Source organism: Burkholderia sp. FL-7-2-10-S1-D7 (assembly GCF_001524185.1).
In the GTDB taxonomy this organism is placed as follows: Bacteria; Pseudomonadota; Gammaproteobacteria; order Burkholderiales; family Burkholderiaceae; genus Burkholderia; species Burkholderia diffusa.
In genome coordinates this window covers 33,991-57,603 of the sequence record NZ_LOWY01000014.1, presented here as the reverse complement: position 1 = coordinate 57,603, position 23,613 = coordinate 33,991, and the positions used below count along the sequence as shown (strand labels likewise).

Here is a 23,613-nt window from a genome sequence, read left to right as displayed (position 1 = left end):
ATCAGATGAAGTAGTCCGTGTTCTCGCGGCCGAGCATCACGGCGCCGAGGTTCTGGCCGAAGCGGTCCACGTTGTTCGCGTAGTGCGCGCGGGCCGCATGCAGGTCGAGGAAGCGGCGCACCAGCGGATTGCGGTGGTAGATGCCGTTGCCGCCCGCATAGCGCAGCAGCGCGTTCGCGGCCTGCGCGCAGCGCTCGGCGACCTGCGCGGACTGGTAGCGGAAATGCACGCGGCGCTCGATCGACACGGCCGGGCCGCCCGTCACCGACGCCATCAGTTCCGCGAAATTGCGCTTGAGCAGCACCTTCATCTCGTCGATCGCGACGGCCGCGTTCGCGCACGCGTTCTGCGCACCCGGATCGTCGGTCGTCTTCGCGCCGCTGTTGGCCGACACGCGCGTGGCCGCATAGCCGGTGAAATCGTCGAGTGCGCCCTGCAGCGCGCCGATGCACGACGTGCACACCGCGCGCACGAAGATCTGCGCGAACGGCAGCTTGAACAGCGGCGCGTCGTTGACGGCCAGGCCCGGGCTCGTGCCCATCATCCCGTCGAGCGCCTTGTGCGTGCGGTAAGCGGGCACGAACGCGTCGTCGACGACGATGTCGTGGCTGCCGGTCGCGCGCAGGCCGAGCACGTCCCAGTCCTGCTGGATCCGGTAGTCGGATTTCGGCAGCAGGAACGTGCGGTATTCCGGCGGCTGGCCGGCTTCGGCCGGCGGCACCAGCGCGCCGAGGAACACCCATTCGCACAGTTCGCTGCCGCTCGAGAACTTCCAGTGGCCGGACAGCCGGAAGCCGCCTTCGACCGGCGTCACGCGGCCGACCGGCATGTAGGTCGACGCGATCAGCGTCGCGGGATCCTTGCCCCACACGTCCTGCTGCGCGCGTTCGTCGAACAGCGCGAGCTGCCAGTTGTGCACGCCGACGACGCCATATACCCATGCCGTCGACATGCAGCCGCGCGCGAGCGCCATCTGGATGTCGAAGAAGGTTTGCGGATCGAGCTCGTAGCCGCCGTAGCGCTTCGGCTGCAGCACCTTGAAGAAGCCGGCGGCCTGCATGTCGGCGATCGTCTCGGCCGGGATGCGGCCCTGCGCTTCCGCCTGCGCGGCGCGGCCGGCCAGCGTCGGCGCCAGGGCCTCGGCCCGGGCGATCAGCGTGGCGGCCAGTGCGTTCGAATCGTTGTCGCGGTGCACGAATGTCTCCTGTGATACGGGGCGCGCGCGGCGGCGCGCATCCCGGTCTCTCTCTAAGTGGTTCGTCGCGGCCGGCGCCGCGAGCCAGGGCTCCTGCCGACGATGGTCGGGCTCGCGCGGCCGCGCCGCATCGTCCGAAGGGACGACGGGCGCGGCCCGCCCCGCCTTACGCGCAGGCGCGTTCCTTCTCCTTGTTGAAGAACGGGATCACGTGCTCGCCGATGTTGCGGATCGTCTCCATCTGCGCTTCGTGCGGCACCGTGCCCATCTGGCACAGGAACAGCACTTCGTCGACGCCGGCTTCCTGCAGGCGGCCGACATAGCCGATGCAGTCGTCCACCGTGCCGTACGCGTGGTTCGGGTTCATCATCGCGAGCGCCGGGTCGGCGAAGTTCACGACGACTTCCTCCGACGCGAAGCGCGAGCGGATCACCATCTCGCCGGTGTCGGCCTGCACCAGGTCGTCGCCCCACTTCGCCGGGTCCGGACGCTCGCCGCCGGTGTACCAGTACGCGAGCGACTCCATGAAGTAACGCTGGCCGCGGATGCCGATCTTGCGGGCGGCCTGGCCGTCGGCCATCACGACCGTCGGGCACAGCGCCGCGAGGTGCTGGGTCGGGCGGAAGCCGACCTGGTCTTCCGGCTTGCGGTTCGCCCACGCTTCGCGGTACACCGCGTTCTTCTTCGCGACTTCGTCGGGGCCGCCGAAACCGAGCACCAGCGCGCCCATCCCGCGCTGGCCGGCGCGCAGCAGCGCGTCGGTATTCGTGCACGCGAGGTACATCGGCGGGTGCGGATCCTGGAACGGCTTCGGGTGGATCGGGCGCTTCGGGATCTGGATGTACTTGCCGTCGTGCTCGATCTCGTCCTGCACGAACATCTTCGGCACCAGGTACATCGACTCGTCGATCATCGGCTGCAGCTCGTTGAGGTCGTAGCCGAACGCACCGGCTTCCTGCTGGCTGCCGCCCTTGCCGACGCCGAAGTGCACGCGGCCGCCCGACAGGATGTCGAGCAGCGCGACGCGCTCGGCGACCTTGATCGGATGGTTCATCGCCGGCGGCAGGCACACGACGCCGTGGCCGAGGCCGATGCGCGTCGTGCGGCCGGCCAGGTACGCAAGAAAGGTTTCCGGCGCGCTCATGTGCGCATAGTTGGTCAGCGACGTGTGCTCCACGCACCAGATCGTGTCGAAGCCGACCTGCTCGGCGAGCAGCGCCTGTTCGACCGTCTCCTTGAATACCCGGTGGTCGCCCTCGCGCGATGCGTCGGTGGTCTGGGCTTCGTAGATGAGGGAAAACTTCATTGCGTGCGTCTCCATGTATGTTGGACGAGTCGGGGTCGTGCGGCCCGCCCGCACGATACGGACGAATAGCGACGGTCCACGGATGGGAGTGTCGGCGCGCGGGCCCGCACGGACATCGTCTGTTTGGAGTAACGGCATGCATGCGGGGACAGAGGGGTTTCACCGTCATCCGAACAGACTGCGTCGCGGCCGGCACCGCGCGCTAGCATCGAATGACGGCCCGGTGCGGACCGTAAACATCAAGACGAGGGAGAGAGCGAATGAAGGTATCGATGCTGCTGTATCCGGTCGACGACATCGACACGGCCTTGCCGCTGTTCGTCGACGGGCTGGGCCTGAACGTGAAGTTTCGAGACGGCGACCGCTATTGCGCACTCGACGGCGGCCCGCTGACGATCGCGCTGGTGGCCGGCGACGAGCAGATCGTCGAACGCGCGGCGCTCACGTTGCGCGTGGACGAGGACGACGACCTTTACGCGGCCATGGCGCGGGTCGTGAAGGCAGGCGCGTCGGTGCGCGTGCCGGTGCAGGCGGGGCCGCACGAATACCGCGCGGTGCTGGAGGACAGGAACGGCGCGCTGCTGGTGATTTCGCAGAAACGCGCCGCGTGAGCAGTCACGTGTGGCGCGCATGCCACGCGATCCGGCCGGCGGGAACCCGGCCGGATGCCGCGGGGACGATCGGTGTCGGGTAATGAGCGGGACGGGATCGAGCGTCCCGCATCGTCATCGGCAATGTCGATGACGGTCAATGCCGTCAAGCGGCTTCCCGATGGCCACCGGAATCGGTACCATCGGACGTTTGTAGACCGGCCGTGCGCCGACGCGAGCCTGCCGGGCCGCGTCGCCCGTCACGTCGCCACCGCGCCGGTCGCCGCACTTCCCGTTTCGTCATGTCCCGCGAACCCTCACACTCCGCGCTGCTGTGGATCGTCGCCGCCGCGTTCTTCATGCAGTCGCTCGACACGACGATCGTCAACACCGCGCTGCCGTCGATCGCGCAAAGCCTGCATGCGTCGCCGCTCGCGATGCAGCCGGTCGTGGTCGTCTACACGCTGACGATGGCGATGCTCACGCCGGCGTCCGGCTGGCTCGCCGACCGGTTCGGCACGCGCCGCGTGTTCTCGCTCGCCATCCTGGTGTTCTCGCTCGCGTCGATCGGCTGCGCGGCGTCGCACACGCTCGGCCAGCTCGTCGTCGCGCGCGCCGTGCAGGGCATCGGCGGCTCGATGCTGCTGCCGATCGGCCGGCTCGCGGTGTTGCGCCGCGTGCCGGGCGAACGGTACGTCGCGGCGATCGCGTTCGTGTCGATCGCCGGGCAACTCGGCCCGGTCGTCGGGCCGACGCTCGGCGGCTGGCTCACGCAGGCGATTTCCTGGCACTGGGTGTTCATCGTCAACGTGCCGGTCGGCGTGGTGGGCTTCATGGCGGTACAGCGCTTCCTGCCGCACGATCAGGCGATGCAGCCGCCGCCGTTCGACTTCGTCGGCTGTGCGCTGCTGTCGGTCGCGATGATCGCGCTGTCGCTCGCGATCGATCCGCCAATGCCCGCGCACCGCACCGGCTGGGCGATCGGGCTCGCCGTGCTGGGCATGGCGAGCGCGCTCGCGTACCTGCCCCATGCGCGGCGCCGCGCGCAGCCGCTGTTCCGGCTCGGGTTGTTCCGCGAACCGAACTTCGGCTCGGGGCTGCTCGGCAACCTGCTGTGCCGGATCGGCACGAGCGCCGTGCCGTTCATGCTGCCGCTGCTGATGCAGGTGCAGCTCGGCTATACGCCGCTACGGTCGGGGATGATGATGCTGCCGGCCGCGATCGCCGGCGTGATCGCGAAGCGCTGGATCGCGCCGCTCGCGGCACGCTTCGGCTATGCGACGTTCCTGGTCGTGAACACGGGAATCGTCGGCTGCACGATCGCGGGGTTCGCGCTGGTCTCGGCACGGCCCGCGCCGGCGCTGGAGATGGCGTTGCTGATCGTGTTCGGCGCGGCGAACTCGATGCAGTTCGCCGCGATGAACGCCGCGACGCTGAAGGGCCTGTCGCACGCCGACGCCGGCAGCGGCAACAGCCTGTTTACGATGATGCAGATGCTGGCGATGGGGCTCGGCGTGTCGATCGGCGGCGGGCTCGTGAACCTGTTCGCCGCGCATTGGGGCTCGATGGCGAGCGGGTTCATCCTGTCGTTCGTCTGCATGGGCTCGGTCACGCTGCTGTCGTCCGTCGTGTTCCGGCGCATCGACACTGCCGCGCCGCCGAGGCCAGTCGCGCCGCGGCAGTCCGCGTAAGCGGCGCCGCGGGCGGGCGCGACCGGCCGTCAGTTCACCTGGCGGCGCTCGACGACCCGCTTGAGCACCCAGCGGATCGACGAGCCGTCGGCCGGCGGCTGCGCGACGCGGTATTCGTCCACTTCCAGCACGTACTGATAGCCCGGCTGGTACGCAAAACCCTCGATACCCGCATACCACAGGCTCCACGGCTCCGCCGGGCTGCTGCGCACCTGCAGGCAGTCCATCGGCGCGACGCCCGTGCAGCGCGCCGCCTGCGGCGCGACATAAACGGTCCTGGTCACGGGCCGGCCGTCGGCCGGGCGAGCCGCGCGCGCGTCCGTCGCGGCCGCTCCAGTCTGGCATCCGGCGAGCAGCATGCCGCCGGCGATCACGGCCGCGCCGAGCAGCGTTCTGGTCTTGCGAATCATCGGGTGTTCCTCGGGAAGCATTGGCGGGCCGATTAGACGAACGCTGCTTCGGGAAAGTTCACGAATGGCTTACAACGGCATGCCGCCACCCTCATTCGTGGGATGTCGCGCGTGCGCCGGCGCGCTACCGTATGCCGGTGCCGGCCGCCGCGCGCCGCCGTCGGCGGTCCGGATACGCCCGTGCACGCACCCGCACGCCCGGCGCACCGCGCCCCGGCGCTGCAACAGGAGACAACCCCGATGACCACGGCGCCCCCGGCCCTTCCCCCGAGCCTTGCCCGATCGAGCCTGACGCTCGAGCAGTTCGACGCGCTGCTCGCGACAATCTACGAAGGCCCGCTGGAAGACGTGCCATGGGGTGGCGCGCTCGAACGGATCCGCGTGCATCTGGACGCGAACTACGTGACGATGATCCTGCGCTGGCCCGCCAGCGGTCACGCGGGGCTGATGATCAATGCGTCCGGGCACGGTGCGCCGCTGCCGGGCGTCGCGTCGTACAACAACTACTATTACGCGCTCGATCCGTTCGTGAACCTGCCGAGCGATCGTGTCGTCACCGTCGACGAGTTGCCCGGCGTCGGCGTGTGGCGCGGCAGCGCGATGTATCGCGAGTTTCTCGAGCCGTTCGACGTCGGCTACCTGATGGGCGCGGACCTGCGCACGCCCGACGGGATCGAATGCCGGTTCCGCGTGTGCCGCTCGCATCACGGCCACGCGTTCTCCGTGACCGACAAGGCCGTCTGCAACGCGTTGCTGCCGCACCTGAAGCGCGCGGTGCGCCTGCATGCGAAGTTCGGGATGGTCGAATCGGAGCGCATGCTGTACGCGAGCACGATCGACCGTATGCTCGTCGCGACCGCGATCCTCGACGAGCGCGGCACGATCATGAAGACCAACTCCGTCGCGGACGAGATCTTCGCCGAATGCGACGGCCTGCGCGTGCGCGGCGGCGTGCTCGAGGCCTCGTATCCGCTGGAGGACCGCAAGCTGCAGAAGCTGATCCGGCAGGTGCTCGCGGAGCGCGCGGGCGGCGCGCCGACGGTCGCGCAGGCGATCGCCGTGCCGCGCCCGTCGGGCAAGCCGCCGCTCGGCGTGCTGATCCGCACGGTCCCGCTCAGCGAATGGTCGGAGGACAATCCGCGCCGGCCGGCGTGCGCCATCTTCATCCGCGATGCCGAACGCAAGTCGCAGGCGTCGCACGACATCGTGCGCAAGCTGTTCGACCTCACGCCGGCCGAAACCGCCCTGGCGCTCGCGCTCGTCAACGGGTCGACGCTCGAGGAGGCAGCCGACGAGCTCGACATCAGCAAGAACACCGCGCGCTCGCACCTGCGGGCGATCTTTTCGAAGACGGGCGTCACGCGGCAGGCGACGCTCGTGCGGACGTTGCTGAACAGCGTGTTGTCGCTGGGGTGACGTAGCCGTGCTCGTCCGCCACGCGCTTCGTCACCGGCCGGACACGCGCGATCGACGGCGGCTTCACCGCATGGCGATCGTGTATTACCATCGGCGCTTCCTCGTACGCTTCGTCGCGCCGCGTGCGCCCGCCCGCTCACCGGCGAGCCGCGCCACCTCTTCGCATGACCTCACCCGTTCCGTCCGGCGTTGCGCTGCGGCCGCAGCCGATCGATACGCTGACCGTGCCGGCCGCGCTCGACGGACGCGCGGGCACCAACCGCTCGACCAGCGCGCATCCTCAGATCGCCGCGACGCATGATCTCGACGCCGTGCGCGCGTGGCTCGCACGCTTCGTCGATACGCCCACCACGTTCCAGAACTACCGCAAGGAAGCCGAACGCCTGCTGCTGTGGGCCGTCATCGCGTGCGGCAAGCCGCTGTCGTCGCTCACGCACGAGGATCTCGTCGTCTACCGGCAGTTCCTGCTCGCGCCCGTGCCGGCCGACCTGTGGTGCGCGAACGGCGGCCGCAAGCATCCGCGCGGCGACCCGCGCTGGCGGCCGTTCTACGGGCCGCTGTCGGCGGCCAGCCAGCGGCAGGCGATGGTCATCCTGAACGTGATGTTCTCGTGGCTCGTGCAGGCCGGCTACCTGGCCGGCAATCCGCTCGCGCTGTCCCGGCAGCGGCAACGACGGCCCGCGCCGCGCGTCACGCGCCATCTCGGGCCGCCGCTGTGGCAGGCGGTCAAGGATGCGATCGCCGCGATGCCGCGCGACGACGCGCGCGCCGCCTTCCATGCGGATCGCGCGCGTTGGGTATTCACGCTGCTGTATCTCGGCGGGCTGCGCATCACCGAAGCAGCCGACACCACGATGGGACAATTCTTTGCGCGGCGCGATGCGAACGGGCACGACCGCTGGTGGCTCGACGTGACCGGCAAAGGCGGCCGGCAGCGGCTCGTGCCGGCCACCGCCGAGATGATGGCCGAGCTCGCGCGCTACCGGCGCGCGCATGGCCTGCCCGCGCTGCCGGCCGACGGCGAACCCACGCCGCTCGTGCTGCCGGTCGGTCGCACGCGCAAGCCGCTCACGCGCGCGGCGCTGCACCGGATCGTGAAGCAGGTGTTCAGGTTCGCGGCCGATCGGTTGCGTGCGCAAGGGAATGCAGGCGAAGAACAGGCGCGCGTGCTCGAACAGGCATCCGCGCACTGGCTGCGCCACAGCGCCGGCTCGCACATGGCCGATGGCCGCGTCGATCTGCGGCTCGTGCGCGACAACCTCGGGCACGTATCGCTGACGACGACGAGCCAGTATCTGCATGCGGACGACGACTGGCGGCACAGCGAAACCGAGGAAAAGCACCGCATCGGGTGGTGAGCGGCGCGCCGTTCACGCGCTTCAATACACGGCCACCCAATGTCCGGGCACCCACGCCCAGTGATTGCCGGCCCAGCGGTAATGGCCCTTGGCCCAGTGATAACCGGGCGCCGGCGGCGGCGGCGCCACCTCGACGACCGGCGCGGGCTGCGGCGGCCGCGCCGGTTCCACCACGCACGCGGACATCAGCACGGCACTCGTCGCCGCCAACACGGCAAGCGATACGGATCGGATCTTCATCGTCGATTCTCCCTGTTGTGTCATAGGTAGTCGGCTGGCGGATGCGAGCGCGCGCATGCCGCGCGTCACGCGGTTTCGCGAACGAGGCCCGTCATCGGCCGCGTCGCGCCGCTTTGCGCGAACAGCGCGGCCGCGGTATGGCCGGGATCGAGCCGCAGGCTTTCGGCGGCCGCGCCCGCGATCAGCGCATCGAGCGACGCGGTCGGCTTCAGGTCGCGTCCTTCGTACAGGTCGCCCGGCCGCAAGCCTGGCCAGTCTGCGATCACGCGCCCGCCCGCGACCGCCCCGCCCGCCAGCATCGCGACCGACGCCTGCCCGTGATCGGTGCCGCCCGTGCCGTTCGCGGCAGCCGTGCGGCCGAACTCGGTCGCGACGAGCACCGTGGCCTGCTGCCACACGGGCCCGAGTCCGTCGCGCAATGCGGCGAGCATCGTGTCGAGTGCCTTCAACTGATTCGCGAGCCGCGCGTTCTGCGCGCTGTGCGTGTCCCAGCCGCCCGTCTCGATCATCGCGATCCGCGGGCCGTCGTCGCGTGCGAGAAACGTCGCCGCAAGCTTGCCGACGCCCGCCGGATCCTGGCGCGCATGCGCATCGCCGGCGAGGCCCCGCGCGGCCATCGCCGACTGCCACAGCGGCCCGAGCTGCGCGTCGGCCTCGTAAAGCGCCGATACGCGCGCGAGCAGGTCGTCCGGCGCGGCCGGCAGACCGGACGCCGCATACGACGCGGCCTGCACGCTGCCGCGCAACGCGAGCGGCACCGTCGGCGCGAACGCGATCGCGCGGTCGCGCGTCGCCGGCAACATCGCGGCGAGCCGGTTCAGCCAGCCGTCCCTCACCTGGTATGGCGCGCGCCCGCCCGTCTCCAGCACGTTCTGGCCGTCGAAATGCGAGCGGTCGCGATACGGCGATGCAATCGCGTGGACGAACAGCGCCTGCTTGTCGCGATACATCTGCGCGGTCTGCACGAGCGACGGATGGAGCGCGAACATGCCGTCGATGCGCGTCGCCGCTGCAGCGTCGATCGCCAGCGGGCCGCGCAGCGACGCATACGCCGGCTCCGCATACGGGACGACGATGTTCAGCCCGTCGGCGGCGCCGCGCTGGATCACGAACACGAAGCGCCGGTCGGTTTCGACGTTTGCGAACACGATGCGCGGCGCGACGAGGATCGCGCCCGCACCGGCCGCGGCGACGCTCAGGAAATGTCGACGAGTCAAGGATCGGGCCATGTTCATCTCCGTTGGAAATCGGGCGACACGAGCAGCAGCGCGAGCGACGTGGTCGCGCTTTCGGCACGCGACAGCGCGGTCGCCGTCGACGCGCTCAGCGAGCCGGCCAGCAGCGTATTGCCGAGCGTGCGCGGGTCGAGCCGGTCGCCCGTGCGTGCAGCCAGCCGCTGCGCGATCTCGACGCGGCGCACCAGCGCGTCGGGCGCGGCCCAGCTCGCGGCAACGTCGTCGTAACCGGCCGGCGATCCGGGCCGCCATACCGGCTGGCCGAGTTGCGCGAGCAGCGGCGCGACCTTCAGGTCGCCCGCGTCGCGCCAACCGAGCCCGCGCAGCGACGACACGGCCCACTCCCACGGCGTCTTGAACTTGCGATTGACCGGCGACCAGGCATCGGGCGCATCGACCAGCGCGCGATAGACGGTCGGCAAATCGCCGCCGCTCGTCTCGAATGCGCGGGCGAGCCGGTCGGTGAGCGCAGGCGGCGGATTGTCGGCGACGAAATGGCGGGCGAGCTGGAACGCGATATGCCGGCCCGTCGCGGGCGAACGTGCCAGGTCGGCCAGGATCGCGCGTGCCTGCGCTTCGCCCGGCTGGTCGTAGGTGCGTCCCATCACCGTGCGTGCGCCCGGTTCGTGCAGCTTCGGACGGAACACGAACGCGCCCGGCGCCGCATCGCCGGGCTGCGGCCCGCGTCCGCCCGCGATGCTCCAGCCGGTCAGCGCGCGCGCGAATTCCGTCACGTCCGCTTGCGTGTAGCCGGTCCGCACGCCGAGCGTATGCAGTTCCATGATTTCGCGCGCGAGGTTTTCGTTGAGGCCGCGTCGCGCCGCCGGATTGCGGGCTTCGGCGCGCAGCGCGGCCGGGCTGTCGGGGCCGACCGAGCGCGCCTGGTCGAGGAACAGTTGCATGGCGGGATGCTGCTCGACGGCGACGAGCATGTCCTCGAAGCGGCCGAGCACGTGCGGGCGGATCGCATCGCGCTCGAATGCGCCCGCATACGCGGCCACCTGCCCCTTGTCGACCGACACCGCGAAATGGTTCGCCCAGAAATGCACCAGACGCTCGACGAACGGCGCGGGCGTGACGAGCGCGCCGTTCAGTCGTGCGGCGACCGCGCTGCGATACGCATCGTAGCCGTCGCGACGGATCGACTGCTCGGTGGCACGTCTGGCCGCCGCGTCGTCGCTCGTCATCGCGTTGCGGGTCGTCGCGAAGCGCGTGGCGAGCGTGACCGCGTCGGGTTCGCCAGCCCATGCGGCCGGCCGTGCGTCGTAACGGTCGAACTGGGCGACCAGCGCGGCCTTCGGATCGACAGGCGGCGCTTCGTCGGGCCGCGCGCCGAGGCCGAAACGGTTCAGCGCGATGGCGGTCGGTGAGATGTCGTTTGGATGGTCCATGACGGGGGCTCTCGCGATGCGTACCCGTGTTTAACGGTGGCTGGCGGGAAATCCGTCGCTTGATGGACGAAATATTTCCGGTTCGGCTGGTAGACGTCGAATCTGCCGCTTCTTGCACGCGGCTTTCAGCTGGCGTCGCGCATTTGCTTGCGCCGGCCGGTAGGCAAACGGAGAACCGGCTGAAGAACCTCACGGAACTGGATATCCCCGGCGGGACCGGCAAGTTCCGTGGCATCCACGGCATCGTGCGCGCGGAAACAGTGTCCGACGCCAAGGCGTTCAACCAGAACCACACCGAGTTCGAATCCTGGTTGAGAATTAGCCAGGAGATGGCGTCACGTCGGCACACGCATGGGCAAATCCGGCGTCCGTTCCGGGCCGGCCATGCTCGCGACGATCACCCCAGCTCGAAAGACGTCACCCCGAACACGCGGTCGATCGCAATCGCGGGCGCTTCCTTCGTGTACATCCGCGCGGTCTCGAACACGCTCGACATGCCGTGACGTTCCGCCAGCGCGACGGCTGCGGGGTTCGTTTCCGGGACGTCGAGCACGATCACCTCGCCGGGCATGCGCGACGCCAGCGCACGAAACAGCCCCGTCGCGACGTCGGCGTCATCGGCAAAGAGCGGGCCGATCTTGCAGCCCGCGTGGCAGCGGCGCACGACACCGTATCCGGCAACACGGCCCGCGTCGATGGTCGCGAGCGCAACGGCATCGGGCTGCGCGATCCAGACGGAGACGAAACGCTCGCGCGCCGCCGGAAAACACTGGCGATCGTAGGCGAGCAACTGCTCGAACGGTACGTCGGCCGCTGCCGCTACCTGCGCGCGCCCGATGCCGCCCACGCGCCCCTGATAGCGGATGTTGCGATACGTGAGCCGGAACCCCGACTTCCCGTAATTCGCCTGCTGGGCAACGACACCGTCCAGGCCGATGTTTCGTTCTCCAAGGTAACGCATGCCGTGCTGCCAGATGCGCATGCCGAGGCCTTTGCCACGAAACGCCGGTTTCACGATGTAGAGACCGATGAAGCCGAAGTGTTCGTCATAAGCCGCCGCCGCGAGGCAAGCGACCGGCTCGCCGCGCCAGATGCCGACGAAGAAACCGGCCGAGTCCGCTTCCCTAAAACAACGCGCGTCGTGTCGGCCAGGATTCCATCCTTCCGCGGCCGCCCACTCGACCGACATGGCCACTTCACTGGCCGACATGGTGCGCACGATAAAGTCTTCGTTTCGATCCATGGCTCGTCCTTGCCGCGGCTCTCGAGATCGCCGCCACGCGTTGCGGTGAGTGCATCGGGAATGTGCTGCAGATCTGACCATCATAATCCCGGGCCGGGTATCGGCGTGAACGGTCATTTCGCGCCGTCACTGGACGACGTGTGGCTTACTCGTTTCCCGCCGCCCCCTGCTGCTTCTGCAATCTCGCCGGCAACCGCCAGTTCCCGCTACGCCGCAACCCGTCGACGAACTTCGCACGCTCGTCCGGCGTCAGCGTCGCCGCGAAATCGACGACACTGCGCTCGACTTGCCCGCGCAACGCACTGTCGGCCGCTCGCGTCCGAGCGAGCGCCGCATCGATCGCCGGACGATCGAGCTGCGGCGCGGCCAGCAGATCGAGCACCGTGATCCGCCCATCACGCCCTTCCCGCGCGAAATCCCGAGCGTCCTTGCGGGCCGCCTTCAGCGCCGCCGCGAACGCCCGCTGACGCGCATCGGACAATCCGTCCGCGGCGAACCGCAACGCCGTGCGCTGTCCGGGCATCCCCGTTCTATTCAGGTCACGATGCGTCGAGAACCACTGATACGCGCCGCCGCCGATCGCGCCGAGCATGAACACGTTCAGCACGACCGACCCGACGAGCACGAATTTCCAGCCGCGTTCGCTCATTCGTCGCCTCCGTCGATGCTCGGGCCGCCGAACGTCGTCGTCAGGTAGCCCGGTTCGTGTTGCGCGATCGGCGCGCTGCCGAGCATCAGCATCGACACGGCCACCGCGCCGGCCAACGCGCCGGCCAGCCCGACACCCGCGAACGCCGCGCCCGACCACCACACCCTGCCCCGGCGCCGCGCACGTTGTGGCACCGGCGCCGACGCGACGATGCGCTCGACGAGCGCCGGCGCCGGCGGCGCGACCACGTCCTGCATCAGCCAGGCATCGAGCTCGGCGGCATCGTCGAGCGCCTCCAGCGCGTCGCGCGGATGCGCTTGCGCCCACGCTTCGGCCGCCGCGCGTTCGTCTTGCGGCCAGCGCCGCGCATCCGAGCCGTACGCGGCGACGATGGTACGGAATCTTTCGGGTGTCATCGCTTGTCCTCGCTAGGTGGGTCGCCGGCCAGTTGCGCGCGCAGGTTGCGTCTTGCGCGCGCGAGCAGGCTTTCCAGCGCATCGACGGTGATGCCCATCAGGTTCGCCGCTTCAACGTTCGACATGTCCTGATAGTACTGGAGCACGAGTGCTTCCCGCTGCCTCGGCGGCAACGCGGCGAGCGCCTCGCGCACGCGCGCGTCACGCGAGCGCAATTCCGCGTGCGCGGCCGGCTCGGGTTGCGGGTCGGGCATGTCGGGCAATGCGTCGACCGGCTCCTCGCGCCGCCCGCGCAAGCGGTCGTAGCACAGGTTCAGCACGACGCGATGCAGCCACGTGTCGAAGCGCGCTTCGCCATCCCGCCAGCGCGGCGCATGATTCCAGATTCGCAGGAAGGTTTCCTGCGCAACGTCTTCGGCTTCGGTCCGGTCGCCGAGCATGCGCGTCGCGAGCGCGAGCAAGCGCGGCAGTTTGCGTGCGACGAGCGTACGCACGGCCGACGCATCGCGTGCGCCAACCCGCGCGACGAGTTCCGCGTCCGGATCGGCGTCGCTCAACGCAGGCCGCTCCGCGATGCGCGGTGCGAACGCCGCATGCTGCCGGCGGTTGCGCCCGTTGTCCGGCTGAAGCTCATCGTCGTGCTCTCCTTGCGTGCATCGGACCGGCGCTTCTCCAATACTTGGTGCGCCGCGCCCGGGATCGGCCCGGTCGACTTCGTCGAGATCCGGTTCGAACGGCATATCGATCCTGTCGATCGTCCGTCGGCCGGCGCGATCAATATACGACGACCGGCGCGGGCCGGTAATACACCGGGCGCGCCGGCACCACGACGCAGCCGGCCAGCACGATGGCCGCGGCTGTCAGGATCACGATGGTTCGAAAAGGCATGGCTCGACTGATGAGGTTGTGTGGAAGTCCCGCCGCGCGGGCACTGCGCGCCGCGCGGCGCCCTGCGCGTCACGCCCAGTGGCCCGGCACCCAGCGCCAGTTCGGGCCGCGCGCGGCCCAATGCCCCGGCACCCAGTGATAGCCGGCGCGCACCCCTTGCCAGTGACCGGGAATCCACACGTAGCGGCCCTGACGCCAATGCCAGTGGCCCTGATCCCATACGTAGCCCGCGCGCGGCGCCGGCATCACTTCGACGCGCGGCGGCGGCGGTGCGACCGGTGCGATGATGACGGCCTGCGCGAAGGCGGCGGACGTCGCCAGCGCGGCCAAGCATCCTGCGGCAAGTCGTAATGAAATGGAAAGTTTCATGCAAGACTCCGAAGCATCGTTTCCCGGCCGGAAGTGGCCGTTCGTTCGTTAAACGACGCATGCGAAAAAATCCGTCGCGACACATGCAAATAAATTTCTGCCGCGTCGGCAACGCCGCGCACGCCATCGGCGCATCGGGCCCAGGCATCGATTACCGTCTGTCACAACCCGGCAAAACTGCACTTCGACAATGCGTGTCACCGGGATCCCGCTCGTTTCCGGCCCATGCCCCCGGCGCGCTCGCGCACGGCCGGGCAGCTCCGCATCTCACGTGTCATTCAACGAGAACACGATCATGTCGAACCAGGAAAACCTCCCCGCCGAGTCGAACGAGCCGGCCGCTTCCGTGTCGCGTCGCGGCTTCCTGAAACTGGCCGGCGTCTCCGGCCTGGCCACCGCCGCGGGCGGGCTCGCGGCCACCCGCGCGGCCGCGTCGAATCCGGACGGCACGCCCGAGCAGGTGCACCTGACGTGGGGCAGCGACCCAACGTCGGAAGTCGTGATCTCGTGGGCGTCGCTCGCACCGGCCGTCAATCCGCGCGCGCGGATCGTCGCCGACGGCGAACCGGCACGCACCGTGCACGGCGTGCAGCGCATCTACACCGACGGCCTGAACGGCGAAACCGTGTTCACGTACCACGCACGCGTGCACGGCCTGAAGCCGAACACGCGCTACCGCTATGAACTGACGGCCGACAACGACAGCAACGCCGCGCGGCCGTTTGCCGCGACCTTCACGACCGCGCCGCGCGGGCGCGCGCCGTTCCGCTTCACGAGCTACGGCGACCTCGCGACGCCGAACGGCGCGTGGGTGCTGTCGTCGCCGCAAAGCCGCTTCGCGGTGCAGGCCGTCGAGCAGTTCCAGCCGCTGTTCCACCTGCTGAACGGCGACCTCTGCTACGCGAACCTGAACCCCGCGCATCAGCCGGAGGTGTGGCGCGACTTCGGCAACAACAACCAGACGTCGGCCGCGAACCGCCCGTGGATGCCATGCCCGGGCAATCACGAGATCGAATTCAACAACGGCCCGCAGGGACTCGACTCGTATCTCGCGCGCTACACGCTGCCGGAGAACGGCACGCGCTTTCCGGGCCGCTGGTACAGCTTCCGCGTGAGCTCGGTGCTGTTCATCTCGCTCGACGCCGACGACGTCGTGTACCAGGATGCGGCCGCATTCGTCGGCGGCCCGAATCCGCTCGTGCCGGCCGCGAGCACCGGCCGCGCGCCGATCGAACCGGGCACGTCGTTCTACGTACGCGGCTACAGCAACGGCGAGCAGACGCGCTGGCTCGAGCACACGCTGCGCCACGCATCGCACGATGACGACATCGACTGGATCGTCGTGCAAATGCACCAGGATGCGTTGAGCTCGTCGAAGACGGGCAACGGCTCGGACAAGGGCATTCGCGAGGCATGGCTGCCGCTGTTCGACCGCTATGGTGTCGACCTCGTGCTGTGCGGTCACGATCACGACTACGAGCGCAGCTACCCGGTGCGCGGCTGCAATCACCGCGCGGGCGTCGATGCGTCGACCGGCGAAGTCGTCGAGACGCTGCAGCCGCGTCCGGTAGGGTCGCCCGACCCGAACGGCACGACGTTCGACACGAGCCACGGCACGATTCACCTGATTCTCGGCGGCGGCGGCACCAGTGCGCCGCTCGACGTGTACGGCGAAAACCCGGCGACCGGCTTTGCGCAGGCCAAGGTCTTCACGAAACCGAACCGGCCTGTGCCGGGCACCGCGCCGAACACGTTCGTGCGCCAGCCGGCCGATGCGCTCGAGGATGCGATCTGGTCCGCACGCCGCGATACGGGCACGGGCTACGGGATCGCCGTGTTCGACCACGATCCGGGCAAGCCGGGCGGCCACACGACAATCACGATGCGCTATTACCACGCGCCGGGCGCGGATCAGAACCCGACCGCGCAGTACGAGCTGTTCGAGACGATCGAGCTGAGCAAGAAGCGCGGTGAGCGCTGACGCGTCGGCCGCCCGCAGTGCGTGATCGCGCGGCGGGCGGCCGGGGCTGGCTCGTGCGGGACATCGTGCGCAACGCGCACCGTCCACTTACCGGTACGGCGAATGCGCGACGGCCTGCTTCACGCGGATCGGCTGCGCCCGTGCGTTCGCCGTTGCATGCGCATCGGTACGTCGATTGCCGCCGCAAGCCGTTCCACCGGCTAGCTTCGTGACTCCAGCGCGATACGCACGGCCAGTCCGGCCAGCACGGTCCCCATCAACCAGCGCTGCCCCCGTGCCCAGGCCGGCCGATCGGCAAGGAACCCCGCGATCGAGCCGGCCATGCTCGCGATCAGCGCGTTGACGCTGACGCTGACCGCGATCTGCACGCAACCCAGTGCCAGCGATTGCGCGAGCACGCTGCCGTGCCCCGGCGAAATGAATTGCGGCAGCAGCGACAGATACATCACCGCGATCTTCGGGTTCGCGAGGTTGGTGACGAAGCCCATCGTGAAGAGTCGCGCGCCGCTGTCGTGCGGCAATTGCCGCACCTGAAACGCGGAGCGGCCGCCCGGCTTGAGCGCCTGCCACGCGAGATACGCCAGGTACAGCGCGCCGGCGAAACGCAGCACGTCATACGCGTACGGCACGGTCAGCACCAGCGCGGTCAGGCCGAATGCCGCGCAGAACATGTAGAACACGAACCCCAGCGCGACGCCGCCGAGCGACACCAGCCCCGCGCGGCGGCCCTGGCAGATCGAGCGGGAGATCAGGTAGATCATGTTCGGGCCGGGCGTCAGGACCATGCCGAGCGACAAGAGTCCGAAAGCAATCAGGGTGGGCAAGGCCGGCACGGCGGTCTCCTTCGAGGCAGTGAAGTCAGGGCGAGTGACCCACAATGTATTGCATGCAGACGGCTGCCGGCATGAATAAACTGCAAGTCGCCCATGAACGCGCTTCACCCCCTCGTCGCGCTGCCGACGCGTTACTTTCCCTTTCTCGCCCGTACCTGAATCGCCTTTCCCGCCTTCGCGCGCTGGGCGTCGACCAGCTTCACGAATGCGTCTGCGATCGCATTGCCGGTCGCGTTCCACGACAGGCGCACTGAACGGCGCAGCCTGGGCGACAGTTCCAGCAGCCGGCCGCCGAACGGGGTGTAGGTGAGCGTGATGCGCGGGACGATCGACACGCCCATTCCCGCCTCCGCCATCGACAGGATGGTCCGCATCTCGACCACGTTGAACGCGGCGCGAAGCGACGCACCGTTGCGCGCGAAGTAATCCGCGATGACCGGCCCGCACCCCGCCTTCGAGAAAACGAACGGCATCTCGGACAACAGTTTCGCGGACACGGTCTTGCGGCCGTCGAACATGCCGTCCGCCGCCACCGCGACGAAATCCTCGTCGAGCAGCGGCAGATTGTTCGCGAAGGTCTTCGTGCCGGCGACCACGCCGACGTCGGCGGTGCCGTCGTCGAGCCATCCTTCGACCTCCGCGTCCGTGCCTTCGAGCAGTACCGCCGTCACGCCCTTATGCGCCGCCTTCAACGCCTCGAGCGCGGGTACGACGAATGCGAGCGAAACGCTCGGCAGCGACGCGACCACCAGCCGCCCTTCGAGCTTGCCGCGCGACAGGCCGAACTGCTGGCGCAGCGTCTGTGCTTCGCGAACCACGTTCTGCACGTACGGCCACAGGCGTTCGCCGGCAGCAGTCAGGACGACCGGCTGGCGGTCGCGCAACAGCAGCTTGACCTCGGTGATGTCCTCCAGTTCGGTCAACGCATGACTGATCGCGGATTGACTGCGACTGAGCCGCTCGGCCGCGGCCGTCAGCGAGCCGAGTTCGACCACGGCCGCCAGGGCCTGCAACTGCGCAAGCGTCATCTCGCCTCCTTGTTTCGGTCCATGTATTTTTCACATGATAGGGCCACACGTCATGAATCGTATCGAAGCGCCCCAACGATATTCGACGGGCGCGGCCCCACGACCGCGCCCGATGCCCCGCGCCGCGCTCGGGTAAGATTCAGCCTCGAACCGTGTCGAACGCCGGCGCCGTGGCACGCGCGGGCTTGCGCAAGCGCCGAAGCCTCCCTGTCGAATGCCGATGGCGGACGATGCAACGGGCGACCGGTTCGACGCAAAACCAAACAACGGCGTGCGCCATCGCACGCACCGGCAACGGGTGCCGTCGACCGCCCCGCCGCCGCTCATGTCTCGACCTGCTCCCGATGACTCATCTCGATCTGACTGAAGGTGTATTGGTGTCCAGCCTGCACGGGCTCGCGCTGCTCGACCTGATCGGCATCGCCGTCGCTCTGCTGCTCGGCGGGATGGTCAAGGGGATCACGGGCATCGGCGTTCCGCTGGTGGCGATGCCGATCCTGAGCCAGTTCCTGCCGATCCGGCATGCGGTGCTGCTGCTGTCGATGCCGATCATCCTCGGCAACATCCCGCAGGCGCTGGAAGGCGGCGAGGTACTGGCGACCGCACGCAAGATCGCCGCACCGATCGCGGGCACCGTGCTCGGCAACGTCGCCGGCGTCGCGATACTGCTGTCGCTGAACGCGGGCCATGCACAGGCTGCGTCGGGCGCGCTGCTGATCGTCGCCGCGGCGCTGATGTTGAGCGCGCCGAAGCTGAACCTGCTGGAGGCATGGCAAAAGCCGGTCGGGTTCGCGCTCGGGTTCGGCGCGGCGCTGATGGAGAGCATCGCGTCGGTGCCGGGGCCGCTGCTCGCCACCTACCTGATTTCATCCGGCGCGACCGGCCGCGCGTTCACGAAGCAGATCGCGATCATCCTCGTGGTGTCGATCGTCACGCTGGTCACGACGTTCAGCGGCGCCGCACATGCAAGCGCCGCCGACCTCGCGATTTCGGCCGCGGCCAGCCTGCCCGCCATCGCCGGCATGTGGCTCGTTCGCCCGCTGCGGGACAAAATGTCACCGCGCGTATTCCGGATGGTCGTCCTGCTGTTCGTGCTCGTGGCCGCGTCCCAGATGATCTGGAAGTCGGGCGTCTTCCGGCACGCGGCATCGCCTGTCGCGCAGGTCGACAGCCCGCACGCAAACGCGAAATGACGTCGGCCGCCCGTCGGCCCCGTCACGGTCCGTTCCCCCTTCAGCCCCGATCCCCAAGACGCGTTAGACTGTCTCGATGGAACAATGCCGTTATTGCCAGAGAATCCGCGATGAATGGGATTGCCACGGGGACGAATGCCGCCGGGCAATCGCGAAGGCACTGCGCCGGCAGCGCGCGGGCCTGCCGATGGTGCCCGATCGCATCCGCAACGAACTGCCGTCCGGCGCGCCCACCCAGCAGGTGATCGCGGTCCTGTCGCGCCAGCGTCTGCGGGCGCGCCGCGGCAACGAAGAACGCCGCGAGCGCAAGGAGATCGACGACGCCGACGGCGTCTGATCCGGCAACGCCCCCATCCCGTTCCACCTGCCGGCGCCCGCCGCCGGGTGCTCGTCCATGCGCGGCGCCTCGCCGCTCCCGCCCACCACCGGTTTGCAATTTCCGCCGCACGGAACAGGGACGGATCGGATTTTCGCTGGGATTATTATCCCGTTTGCAACGATCTTTAGTCGGAATCCACGTTTACCCTGAATCGGCTGACGCCTACGATGTAATCAATCGCTTACGACATGGTGTCGCCGGCGAACTCAATAAAACATCGGAGGTCATCATGAAATCGCTCGTTTCCGCAGTCGTTGCCGCTGTTGCCCTGTCCGCTTCGTTCGGCGCATTCGCCCAAAGCACCGTGACCCGCGCGCAAGTGCGCAACGAACTCGTCCAGCTCGAAAACGCCGGCTACAAGCCGAGCCAGTCGAGCCCGCACTACCCGGCCGACATCCAGGCAGCGCAAGCGCGCGTGCAGGCCGCCGACGCCAGCGGCTACGGCGCGCAACCGGCCCCGGTCGTCCAGGGCGGCGCACCGGCAGTCAAGGTGCACAACGCGCGCGACTCGGTCTACTTCGGCCACTAAGCCCGCCGCTGCGCGCATCGCGCGCAGTCCACCCGGATCCGGCGAGCCCGTCCCGTGACGGGCTCGTCGCGTTTGCGCGGCACGCTGGACCGGCTAGCCGTCAGCGGCCGCCGCCCGCCGCCACGCGGGCGCCCGCATCCGCGCCGCCGCCACCGCCGCCCAGCAGCTCCTGGTAACGCACGCACGCGCACGGCGCGGACGCCTTGGCCGCGTACATCGCCGCGTCGGCCTTGACCAGCAGTTCCTCCGCCGACGCGCCATCGACCGGATATTCGCTGACACCGATGCTCGCGCCCACGGCCAGGTGACGGTCACCGAACTCCAGTTCCTCGGCCATCACGATCTGGATACGCGACGCGATATCGTCGATCACCGCCGGCGATCGCACGTCCGAAATCAGCACGATGAATTCGTCGCCGCCGAGCCGCGCGGCCATGTCGCCGCTGCGCAGCACGCGGCTCAGCCGTTTCGCGACCGCGACGAGCGTGCGATCGCCGGCCGCGTGCCCGTGCTGGTCGTTGATCTGCTTGAAGCGGTCGAGATCGACGAACATCACGGCCAGCCCCTCGCGCACGGCGGCCGCATGCCGGATCGCGGCATCGAGATGCTCCATGAACAACAGGCGGTTCGGCAGGCCGGTCAGCGGATCGTGACCGGCGAGGTGGGTGAGCTCCAGTTGCTTCGCGCGCAGCATCGCGACCTGCGTGCGGATCTCGACGCGCATGCAGTCGAAACAGCGCGCCAGCACGCCGATTTCGTCGGCCCGCACAACGGGCAACCGTTCGGCGGCCGGATCGTCGAACACGTGGGTCGCCGCGCGCGCAAGCAGCTGCAACGGACGCGTGATCGCACGCGCGAACAGGATCGCGAGAATCACCGCCGCCAGGCTCATCAGGAACACCATCCGGATGATCCGTTCGCCGAGCATCCCGGCCGGCGCCAGTACGTCCGTGAGCGGACGCGCCATGCCGAGCACGACGAAGCGGTTGCCCTCGTTCTTGCCGAACGGCGTGCGCACGAACGCGAGCATCTCGCCCGGTACTTCGTCGGGCTGCGCGAGACCGTTGAGCGTCACGTTCGTGCGCGTCCCGGTGAACAGCAGCCGCGTGTCGGGAAAGCTGTCCTGCATCAGCACGCGCCGCCCGCGATCGAAGCCGAAGATCTGCGACGGATCGGGATGCACGAGGAAGTCGCCCCACTCGTTCGCGAGGAACACCACGTAGTCTTGCGGCAGGTCGCGCTCGAGCCGATCGAACATGCGCGACAACTCGACGTCGACGACCAGCGCGCCGACGACCACGCCGGCCTGGTCGACGACCGGCGTGCCCACGCGCAGGATCGGCAGCCCTTCGGCCGCATGCGAGCCGGTCTCGTGATTGATCACGATCGGCGACAGGTAGATATGACCGGGCGCCGTCGCAAGCGTGTCCAATACGTAGGAAAACTGCCCTTTCTCCTGGAATGCACTCTCCGGCAGCACGACGATGCCGTGCACATCGCGATCGACGCGGATGCGCTCGAGCCCGAAATCGCCGCGCGCGATCAGCCGAATCTGCAGGTACTCGGGGTGGTTCTTCATGAAGCTGAAATACACCTGCTCGAGCCGCGAGCGCGGCGCGCGATCGGTGCCGCCGCCACCCGCGACGAGCGCCGCCGACGGCAATTGCGCGAGCACGAGCGCATCGTCAGCCACGTCGGACAGCGCGGTCGTGAAGCGCTGTCCGAGCAGTTGCGTCGACATCAGCAGGCTGTGCTGTGCTTCCTGCACGAGCATCGTCCGGTTCGCGCGGTACGCATAGTAGCCGGTCGTGCCGGACGCGATCACGCCGATGCACGCGAACAGCACCGACAGCTTCGACGTCAGCCCGAGCCTGATCATTTGTCGAACCGCTCCGGCCGATCGCCCGATACGATGCGGCTCCATAGCGACTCGCGCCGCCCGATGTCCTCGACCGGCTGGATCCAGACGAGGTGCTGGTTGCCGGACTCGAGACCGGGTGGCGGTTCGAGCGTATTCGCGAGCCCCTGGCGTTCGGTCAGCAGCGCGCCGATCGCCGGTTCGAGCATGTAGTTGATCCACGCGAACGCGAGCTCGCGATGCTCCGCGCCGCGCGTGACGCCCCAGCAGTCGAGCCACGCGAGCGCGCCTTCGTTCGGAATTACGTAGCCGACATCCGCACCGGCGCGACGCAGTTGTTCGACCTGCTGCGTGCCGTAGTTGCCGAACATCAGCGCCGCGCGATGCTGGACGAACAGCGCGGTCGCCTCTTCCGGAAGCGTGTAATACGTGAGCAGGTTGCGTCGCAGGTCGACCAGCTTGTGCGCGACGGCAAGGGTTTGCGCGGGCGACAGGTGAAACGGGTCGGGATAGCCGAGCGCGAGCGCGGTGAACGAAAAATTGTGCTGCGCACTGTTGAAGTCGAGCACCTTGCCGCGGTAACGCGGATTCCAGAGTTCCAGCATCGAACGCGGCGCGACCGGCACCTGCTTGCGATCGTAGATCAGTCCCATCGACGAATAGGTGAACGGAATCGCATAGGTCGCGCCGTTGTGCACGAGCCCGCCGATCGTCTCGAGCTGCCGGAAATTCGGCAGTTGCCGTCGACGGTTGGGGATCCGGGACAGGTCGATCGGCGTGAGCAGGTCGCCGCGCGCATAGCGCTGGATCTCGGCCGTGTTGGCCGCGAGCACGTCATACGGCGGTGGCGACGCGCTGTGCATGCGCGTCCACAACGCTTCGTCGGAATCGACGAACGTCACTTCGACGCGCGTATGGAATTGCGTCTCAAATGCATGGACGACATCGTTGTCCGCATAGCCGGGCCATGCAAGGACGCGCAGCACGTTGTCGTTGACGGTCTCGGGAGAAGCGGCGAACGCGGGCACGCATGACACGCCCAGCGCCAACAGGACGAGCAATCGACGGACGGCACGAAGCCCACGCTCGCGCGCGCCTATTCCCCTGATCAAAGGATCCCCGTATGAATGGCCCGACTGCATCCGCCGTCCTTTTTCGAGTCGACGTATGATCGTGCAACAAGACCATAAAAAATATCGCCGCGCAATTGGAACAAGCCGTACGCGCACCGCGTCAGCGCGCATGCGGAGGGCGACATGCGTGCCCCCTTTCGATCGCATGTCGTCGTGCGCAGACGAATGCGTATGCGAGGACAACGAATGATCAGGAGAAAGTCGTGACGCGTCGTTGGCGCCGGACGCTTACAGGCGAAAGGGACGGTGCGAACGGCCGCAACGCGGAGCAGAACGCGGCCT

At 68.5% G+C, this 23,613-nt stretch carries 24 protein-coding genes; 9 read left to right on the top strand and 15 right to left on the bottom strand.

Annotation, left to right across the window (positions count from 1 at the left end; all coding sequences use genetic code 11):
• Position 1: 1 nt before the first annotated feature.
• Positions 2-1,195, bottom strand: coding sequence for an acyl-CoA dehydrogenase family protein (locus WS75_RS04795; RefSeq protein ID WP_059679398.1), 1,194 nt, complete (start codon positions 1,193-1,195; stop codon positions 2-4).
• Positions 1,196-1,361: 166 nt separating this feature from the next.
• Complete coding sequence (locus WS75_RS04790; protein ID WP_059679717.1) at positions 1,362-2,501, bottom strand: LLM class flavin-dependent oxidoreductase; 1,140 nt, start codon at positions 2,499-2,501, stop codon at positions 1,362-1,364.
• Positions 2,502-2,761: 260 nt separating this feature from the next.
• Between WS75_RS04790 and WS75_RS04785 the strand changes: the two genes are divergently transcribed.
• Positions 2,762-3,112 (top strand): VOC family protein, encoded by a 351-nt coding sequence (locus WS75_RS04785; protein ID WP_057925050.1) that lies wholly within the window; start codon positions 2,762-2,764, stop codon positions 3,110-3,112.
• 281 nt (positions 3,113-3,393) lie between these two features.
• Complete coding sequence (locus tag WS75_RS04780; RefSeq protein WP_059679397.1) at positions 3,394-4,782, top strand: DHA2 family efflux MFS transporter permease subunit; 1,389 nt, start codon at positions 3,394-3,396, stop codon at positions 4,780-4,782.
• A gap of 29 nt (positions 4,783-4,811) precedes the next feature.
• Here the strand turns inward: WS75_RS04780 and WS75_RS04775 are convergent, their stop codons facing one another.
• Positions 4,812-5,192: a DUF4377 domain-containing protein gene (locus WS75_RS04775; RefSeq protein ID WP_059679716.1), complete on the bottom strand. Its 381-nt coding sequence runs from the start codon at positions 5,190-5,192 to the stop codon at positions 4,812-4,814.
• A gap of 240 nt (positions 5,193-5,432) precedes the next feature.
• Between WS75_RS04775 and WS75_RS04770 the strand changes: the two genes are divergently transcribed.
• Together WS75_RS04770 and WS75_RS04765 are read left to right on the top strand one after the other, a co-directional pair.
• Positions 5,433-6,608 (top strand): helix-turn-helix transcriptional regulator, encoded by a 1,176-nt coding sequence (locus tag WS75_RS04770; RefSeq protein ID WP_059679715.1) that lies wholly within the window; start codon positions 5,433-5,435, stop codon positions 6,606-6,608.
• Between the two features lie 164 nt (positions 6,609-6,772).
• On the top strand, positions 6,773-7,966 hold the full coding sequence (locus WS75_RS04765) for a tyrosine-type recombinase/integrase (protein WP_059679396.1): 1,194 nt from the start codon (positions 6,773-6,775) through the stop codon (positions 7,964-7,966).
• Between the two features lie 21 nt (positions 7,967-7,987).
• Here the strand turns inward: WS75_RS04765 and WS75_RS04760 are convergent, their stop codons facing one another.
• The 3 genes from WS75_RS04760 to WS75_RS04750 all read right to left on the bottom strand — a co-directional run bounded on the left by WS75_RS04760 (position 7,988) and on the right by WS75_RS04750 (position 10,832).
• Positions 7,988-8,206 carry a YXWGXW repeat-containing protein gene (locus tag WS75_RS04760; RefSeq protein WP_059679395.1) on the bottom strand — a complete coding sequence of 73 codons (219 nt, stop codon included), beginning with the start codon at positions 8,204-8,206 and terminating at the stop codon, positions 7,988-7,990.
• A gap of 65 nt (positions 8,207-8,271) precedes the next feature.
• Positions 8,272-9,435, bottom strand: a complete 1,164-nt coding sequence (locus WS75_RS04755) for a DUF1501 domain-containing protein (protein ID WP_059679394.1) — start codon at positions 9,433-9,435, stop codon at positions 8,272-8,274.
• Positions 9,436-9,437: 2 nt separating this feature from the next.
• Complete coding sequence (locus WS75_RS04750) at positions 9,438-10,832, bottom strand: DUF1800 domain-containing protein (RefSeq protein ID WP_059679393.1); 1,395 nt, start codon at positions 10,830-10,832, stop codon at positions 9,438-9,440.
• A 62-nt stretch (positions 10,833-10,894) separates the two neighbouring features.
• On the opposite strand from WS75_RS04750, the gene WS75_RS33305 reads away from it, so the two are divergent.
• On the top strand, positions 10,895-11,335 hold the full coding sequence (locus tag WS75_RS33305; protein ID WP_156429710.1) for a hypothetical protein: 441 nt from the start codon (positions 10,895-10,897) through the stop codon (positions 11,333-11,335).
• Here WS75_RS33305 and WS75_RS04745 read toward each other — a convergent pair.
• The 5 genes from WS75_RS04745 to WS75_RS04725 form a co-directional block, all read right to left on the bottom strand.
• Entirely contained in the window at positions 11,230-12,075 is an 846-nt protein-coding gene (locus WS75_RS04745) for a GNAT family N-acetyltransferase (protein WP_059679392.1), read from the bottom strand. The genes WS75_RS33305 and WS75_RS04745 overlap by 106 nt on opposite strands.
• Positions 12,076-12,220: 145 nt before the next feature.
• Positions 12,221-12,724 carry a periplasmic heavy metal sensor gene (locus tag WS75_RS04740; protein WP_059679391.1) on the bottom strand — a complete coding sequence of 168 codons (504 nt, stop codon included), beginning with the start codon at positions 12,722-12,724 and terminating at the stop codon, positions 12,221-12,223.
• Positions 12,721-13,140, bottom strand: coding sequence for a hypothetical protein (locus WS75_RS04735; RefSeq protein WP_059679390.1), 420 nt, complete (start codon positions 13,138-13,140; stop codon positions 12,721-12,723). The genes WS75_RS04740 and WS75_RS04735 overlap by 4 nt, the downstream gene beginning before the upstream one ends.
• A complete protein-coding gene (locus WS75_RS04730; RefSeq protein WP_082729501.1) occupies positions 13,137-13,880 on the bottom strand; it encodes an RNA polymerase sigma factor in 744 nt (247 codons plus the stop codon). The genes WS75_RS04735 and WS75_RS04730 overlap by 4 nt, the downstream gene beginning before the upstream one ends.
• A 217-nt stretch (positions 13,881-14,097) precedes the next feature.
• Positions 14,098-14,397 (bottom strand): YXWGXW repeat-containing protein, encoded by a 300-nt coding sequence (locus tag WS75_RS04725; protein WP_059679389.1) that lies wholly within the window; start codon positions 14,395-14,397, stop codon positions 14,098-14,100.
• 295 nt (positions 14,398-14,692) lie between these two features.
• On the opposite strand from WS75_RS04725, the gene WS75_RS04720 reads away from it, so the two are divergent.
• Entirely contained in the window at positions 14,693-16,378 is a 1,686-nt protein-coding gene (locus WS75_RS04720; protein WP_059679388.1) for a purple acid phosphatase family protein, read from the top strand.
• A gap of 200 nt (positions 16,379-16,578) precedes the next feature.
• On the opposite strand, the gene WS75_RS04715 is transcribed toward WS75_RS04720, so the two are convergent.
• Entirely contained in the window at positions 16,579-17,211 is a 633-nt protein-coding gene (locus WS75_RS04715; protein ID WP_059679387.1) for a LysE family translocator, read from the bottom strand.
• Positions 17,212-17,342: 131 nt separating this feature from the next.
• The gene (locus WS75_RS04710) at positions 17,343-18,239 is read right to left on the bottom strand and encodes a LysR family transcriptional regulator (protein WP_059679386.1); all 897 of its coding nucleotides are present in this window, start codon (positions 18,237-18,239) and stop codon (positions 17,343-17,345) included.
• 344 nt (positions 18,240-18,583) lie between these two features.
• Between WS75_RS04710 and WS75_RS04705 the strand changes: the two genes are divergently transcribed.
• From WS75_RS04705 to WS75_RS04695, 3 genes are all read left to right on the top strand, one after another.
• Positions 18,584-19,432 (top strand): sulfite exporter TauE/SafE family protein, encoded by an 849-nt coding sequence (locus tag WS75_RS04705; RefSeq protein ID WP_059679385.1) that lies wholly within the window; start codon positions 18,584-18,586, stop codon positions 19,430-19,432.
• Positions 19,433-19,508: 76 nt separating this feature from the next.
• Positions 19,509-19,769, top strand: a complete 261-nt coding sequence (locus WS75_RS04700; RefSeq protein ID WP_006760082.1) for a hypothetical protein — start codon at positions 19,509-19,511, stop codon at positions 19,767-19,769.
• A gap of 271 nt (positions 19,770-20,040) precedes the next feature.
• Entirely contained in the window at positions 20,041-20,340 is a 300-nt protein-coding gene (locus WS75_RS04695) for a DUF4148 domain-containing protein (protein WP_059600568.1), read from the top strand.
• Between the two features lie 100 nt (positions 20,341-20,440).
• Here WS75_RS04695 and WS75_RS04690 read toward each other — a convergent pair whose 3' ends face one another.
• Positions 20,441-22,219 carry a diguanylate cyclase domain-containing protein gene (locus tag WS75_RS04690; protein ID WP_059679384.1) on the bottom strand — a complete coding sequence of 593 codons (1,779 nt, stop codon included), beginning with the start codon at positions 22,217-22,219 and terminating at the stop codon, positions 20,441-20,443.
• A complete protein-coding gene (locus WS75_RS04685) occupies positions 22,216-23,340 on the bottom strand; it encodes an extracellular solute-binding protein (protein ID WP_059679383.1) in 1,125 nt (374 codons plus the stop codon). Before WS75_RS04685 ends, WS75_RS04690 begins: the two co-directional genes overlap by 4 nt.
• Positions 23,341-23,613 lie beyond the last annotated feature (273 nt).

What these genes read in the sequence shown, in the direction of transcription:
- WS75_RS04790 (WP_059679717.1), bottom strand. Translation starts at nt 2,501, where the DNA reads ATGAAGTTTTCCCTCATCTACGAAGCCCAGACCACCGACGCATCGCGC.
- WS75_RS04785 (WP_057925050.1), top strand. Translation starts at nt 2,762, where the DNA reads ATGAAGGTATCGATGCTGCTGTATCCGGTCGACGACATCGACACGGCC.
- WS75_RS04780 (WP_059679397.1), top strand. Translation starts at nt 3,394, where the DNA reads ATGTCCCGCGAACCCTCACACTCCGCGCTGCTGTGGATCGTCGCCGCC.
- WS75_RS04775 (WP_059679716.1), bottom strand. Translation starts at nt 5,192, where the DNA reads ATGATTCGCAAGACCAGAACGCTGCTCGGCGCGGCCGTGATCGCCGGC.
- WS75_RS04770 (WP_059679715.1), top strand. Translation starts at nt 5,433, where the DNA reads ATGACCACGGCGCCCCCGGCCCTTCCCCCGAGCCTTGCCCGATCGAGC.
- WS75_RS04765 (WP_059679396.1), top strand. Translation starts at nt 6,773, where the DNA reads ATGACCTCACCCGTTCCGTCCGGCGTTGCGCTGCGGCCGCAGCCGATC.
- WS75_RS04760 (WP_059679395.1), bottom strand. Translation starts at nt 8,206, where the DNA reads ATGAAGATCCGATCCGTATCGCTTGCCGTGTTGGCGGCGACGAGTGCC.
- WS75_RS04755 (WP_059679394.1), bottom strand. Translation starts at nt 9,435, where the DNA reads ATGGCCCGATCCTTGACTCGTCGACATTTCCTGAGCGTCGCCGCGGCC.
- WS75_RS04750 (WP_059679393.1), bottom strand. Translation starts at nt 10,832, where the DNA reads ATGGACCATCCAAACGACATCTCACCGACCGCCATCGCGCTGAACCGT.
- WS75_RS33305 (WP_156429710.1), top strand. Translation starts at nt 10,895, where the DNA reads ATGGACGAAATATTTCCGGTTCGGCTGGTAGACGTCGAATCTGCCGCT.
- WS75_RS04745 (WP_059679392.1), bottom strand. Translation starts at nt 12,075, where the DNA reads ATGGATCGAAACGAAGACTTTATCGTGCGCACCATGTCGGCCAGTGAA.
- WS75_RS04740 (WP_059679391.1), bottom strand. Translation starts at nt 12,724, where the DNA reads ATGAGCGAACGCGGCTGGAAATTCGTGCTCGTCGGGTCGGTCGTGCTG.
- WS75_RS04735 (WP_059679390.1), bottom strand. Translation starts at nt 13,140, where the DNA reads ATGACACCCGAAAGATTCCGTACCATCGTCGCCGCGTACGGCTCGGAT.
- WS75_RS04730 (WP_082729501.1), bottom strand. Translation starts at nt 13,880, where the DNA reads ATGCCGTTCGAACCGGATCTCGACGAAGTCGACCGGGCCGATCCCGGG.
- WS75_RS04725 (WP_059679389.1), bottom strand. Translation starts at nt 14,397, where the DNA reads ATGAAACTTTCCATTTCATTACGACTTGCCGCAGGATGCTTGGCCGCG.
- WS75_RS04720 (WP_059679388.1), top strand. Translation starts at nt 14,693, where the DNA reads ATGTCGAACCAGGAAAACCTCCCCGCCGAGTCGAACGAGCCGGCCGCT.
- WS75_RS04710 (WP_059679386.1), bottom strand. Translation starts at nt 18,239, where the DNA reads ATGACGCTTGCGCAGTTGCAGGCCCTGGCGGCCGTGGTCGAACTCGGC.
- WS75_RS04705 (WP_059679385.1), top strand. Translation starts at nt 18,584, where the DNA reads ATGACTCATCTCGATCTGACTGAAGGTGTATTGGTGTCCAGCCTGCAC.
- WS75_RS04700 (WP_006760082.1), top strand. Translation starts at nt 19,509, where the DNA reads ATGGAACAATGCCGTTATTGCCAGAGAATCCGCGATGAATGGGATTGC.
- WS75_RS04695 (WP_059600568.1), top strand. Translation starts at nt 20,041, where the DNA reads ATGAAATCGCTCGTTTCCGCAGTCGTTGCCGCTGTTGCCCTGTCCGCT.
- WS75_RS04690 (WP_059679384.1), bottom strand. Translation starts at nt 22,219, where the DNA reads ATGATCAGGCTCGGGCTGACGTCGAAGCTGTCGGTGCTGTTCGCGTGC.
- WS75_RS04685 (WP_059679383.1), bottom strand. Translation starts at nt 23,340, where the DNA reads ATGCAGTCGGGCCATTCATACGGGGATCCTTTGATCAGGGGAATAGGC.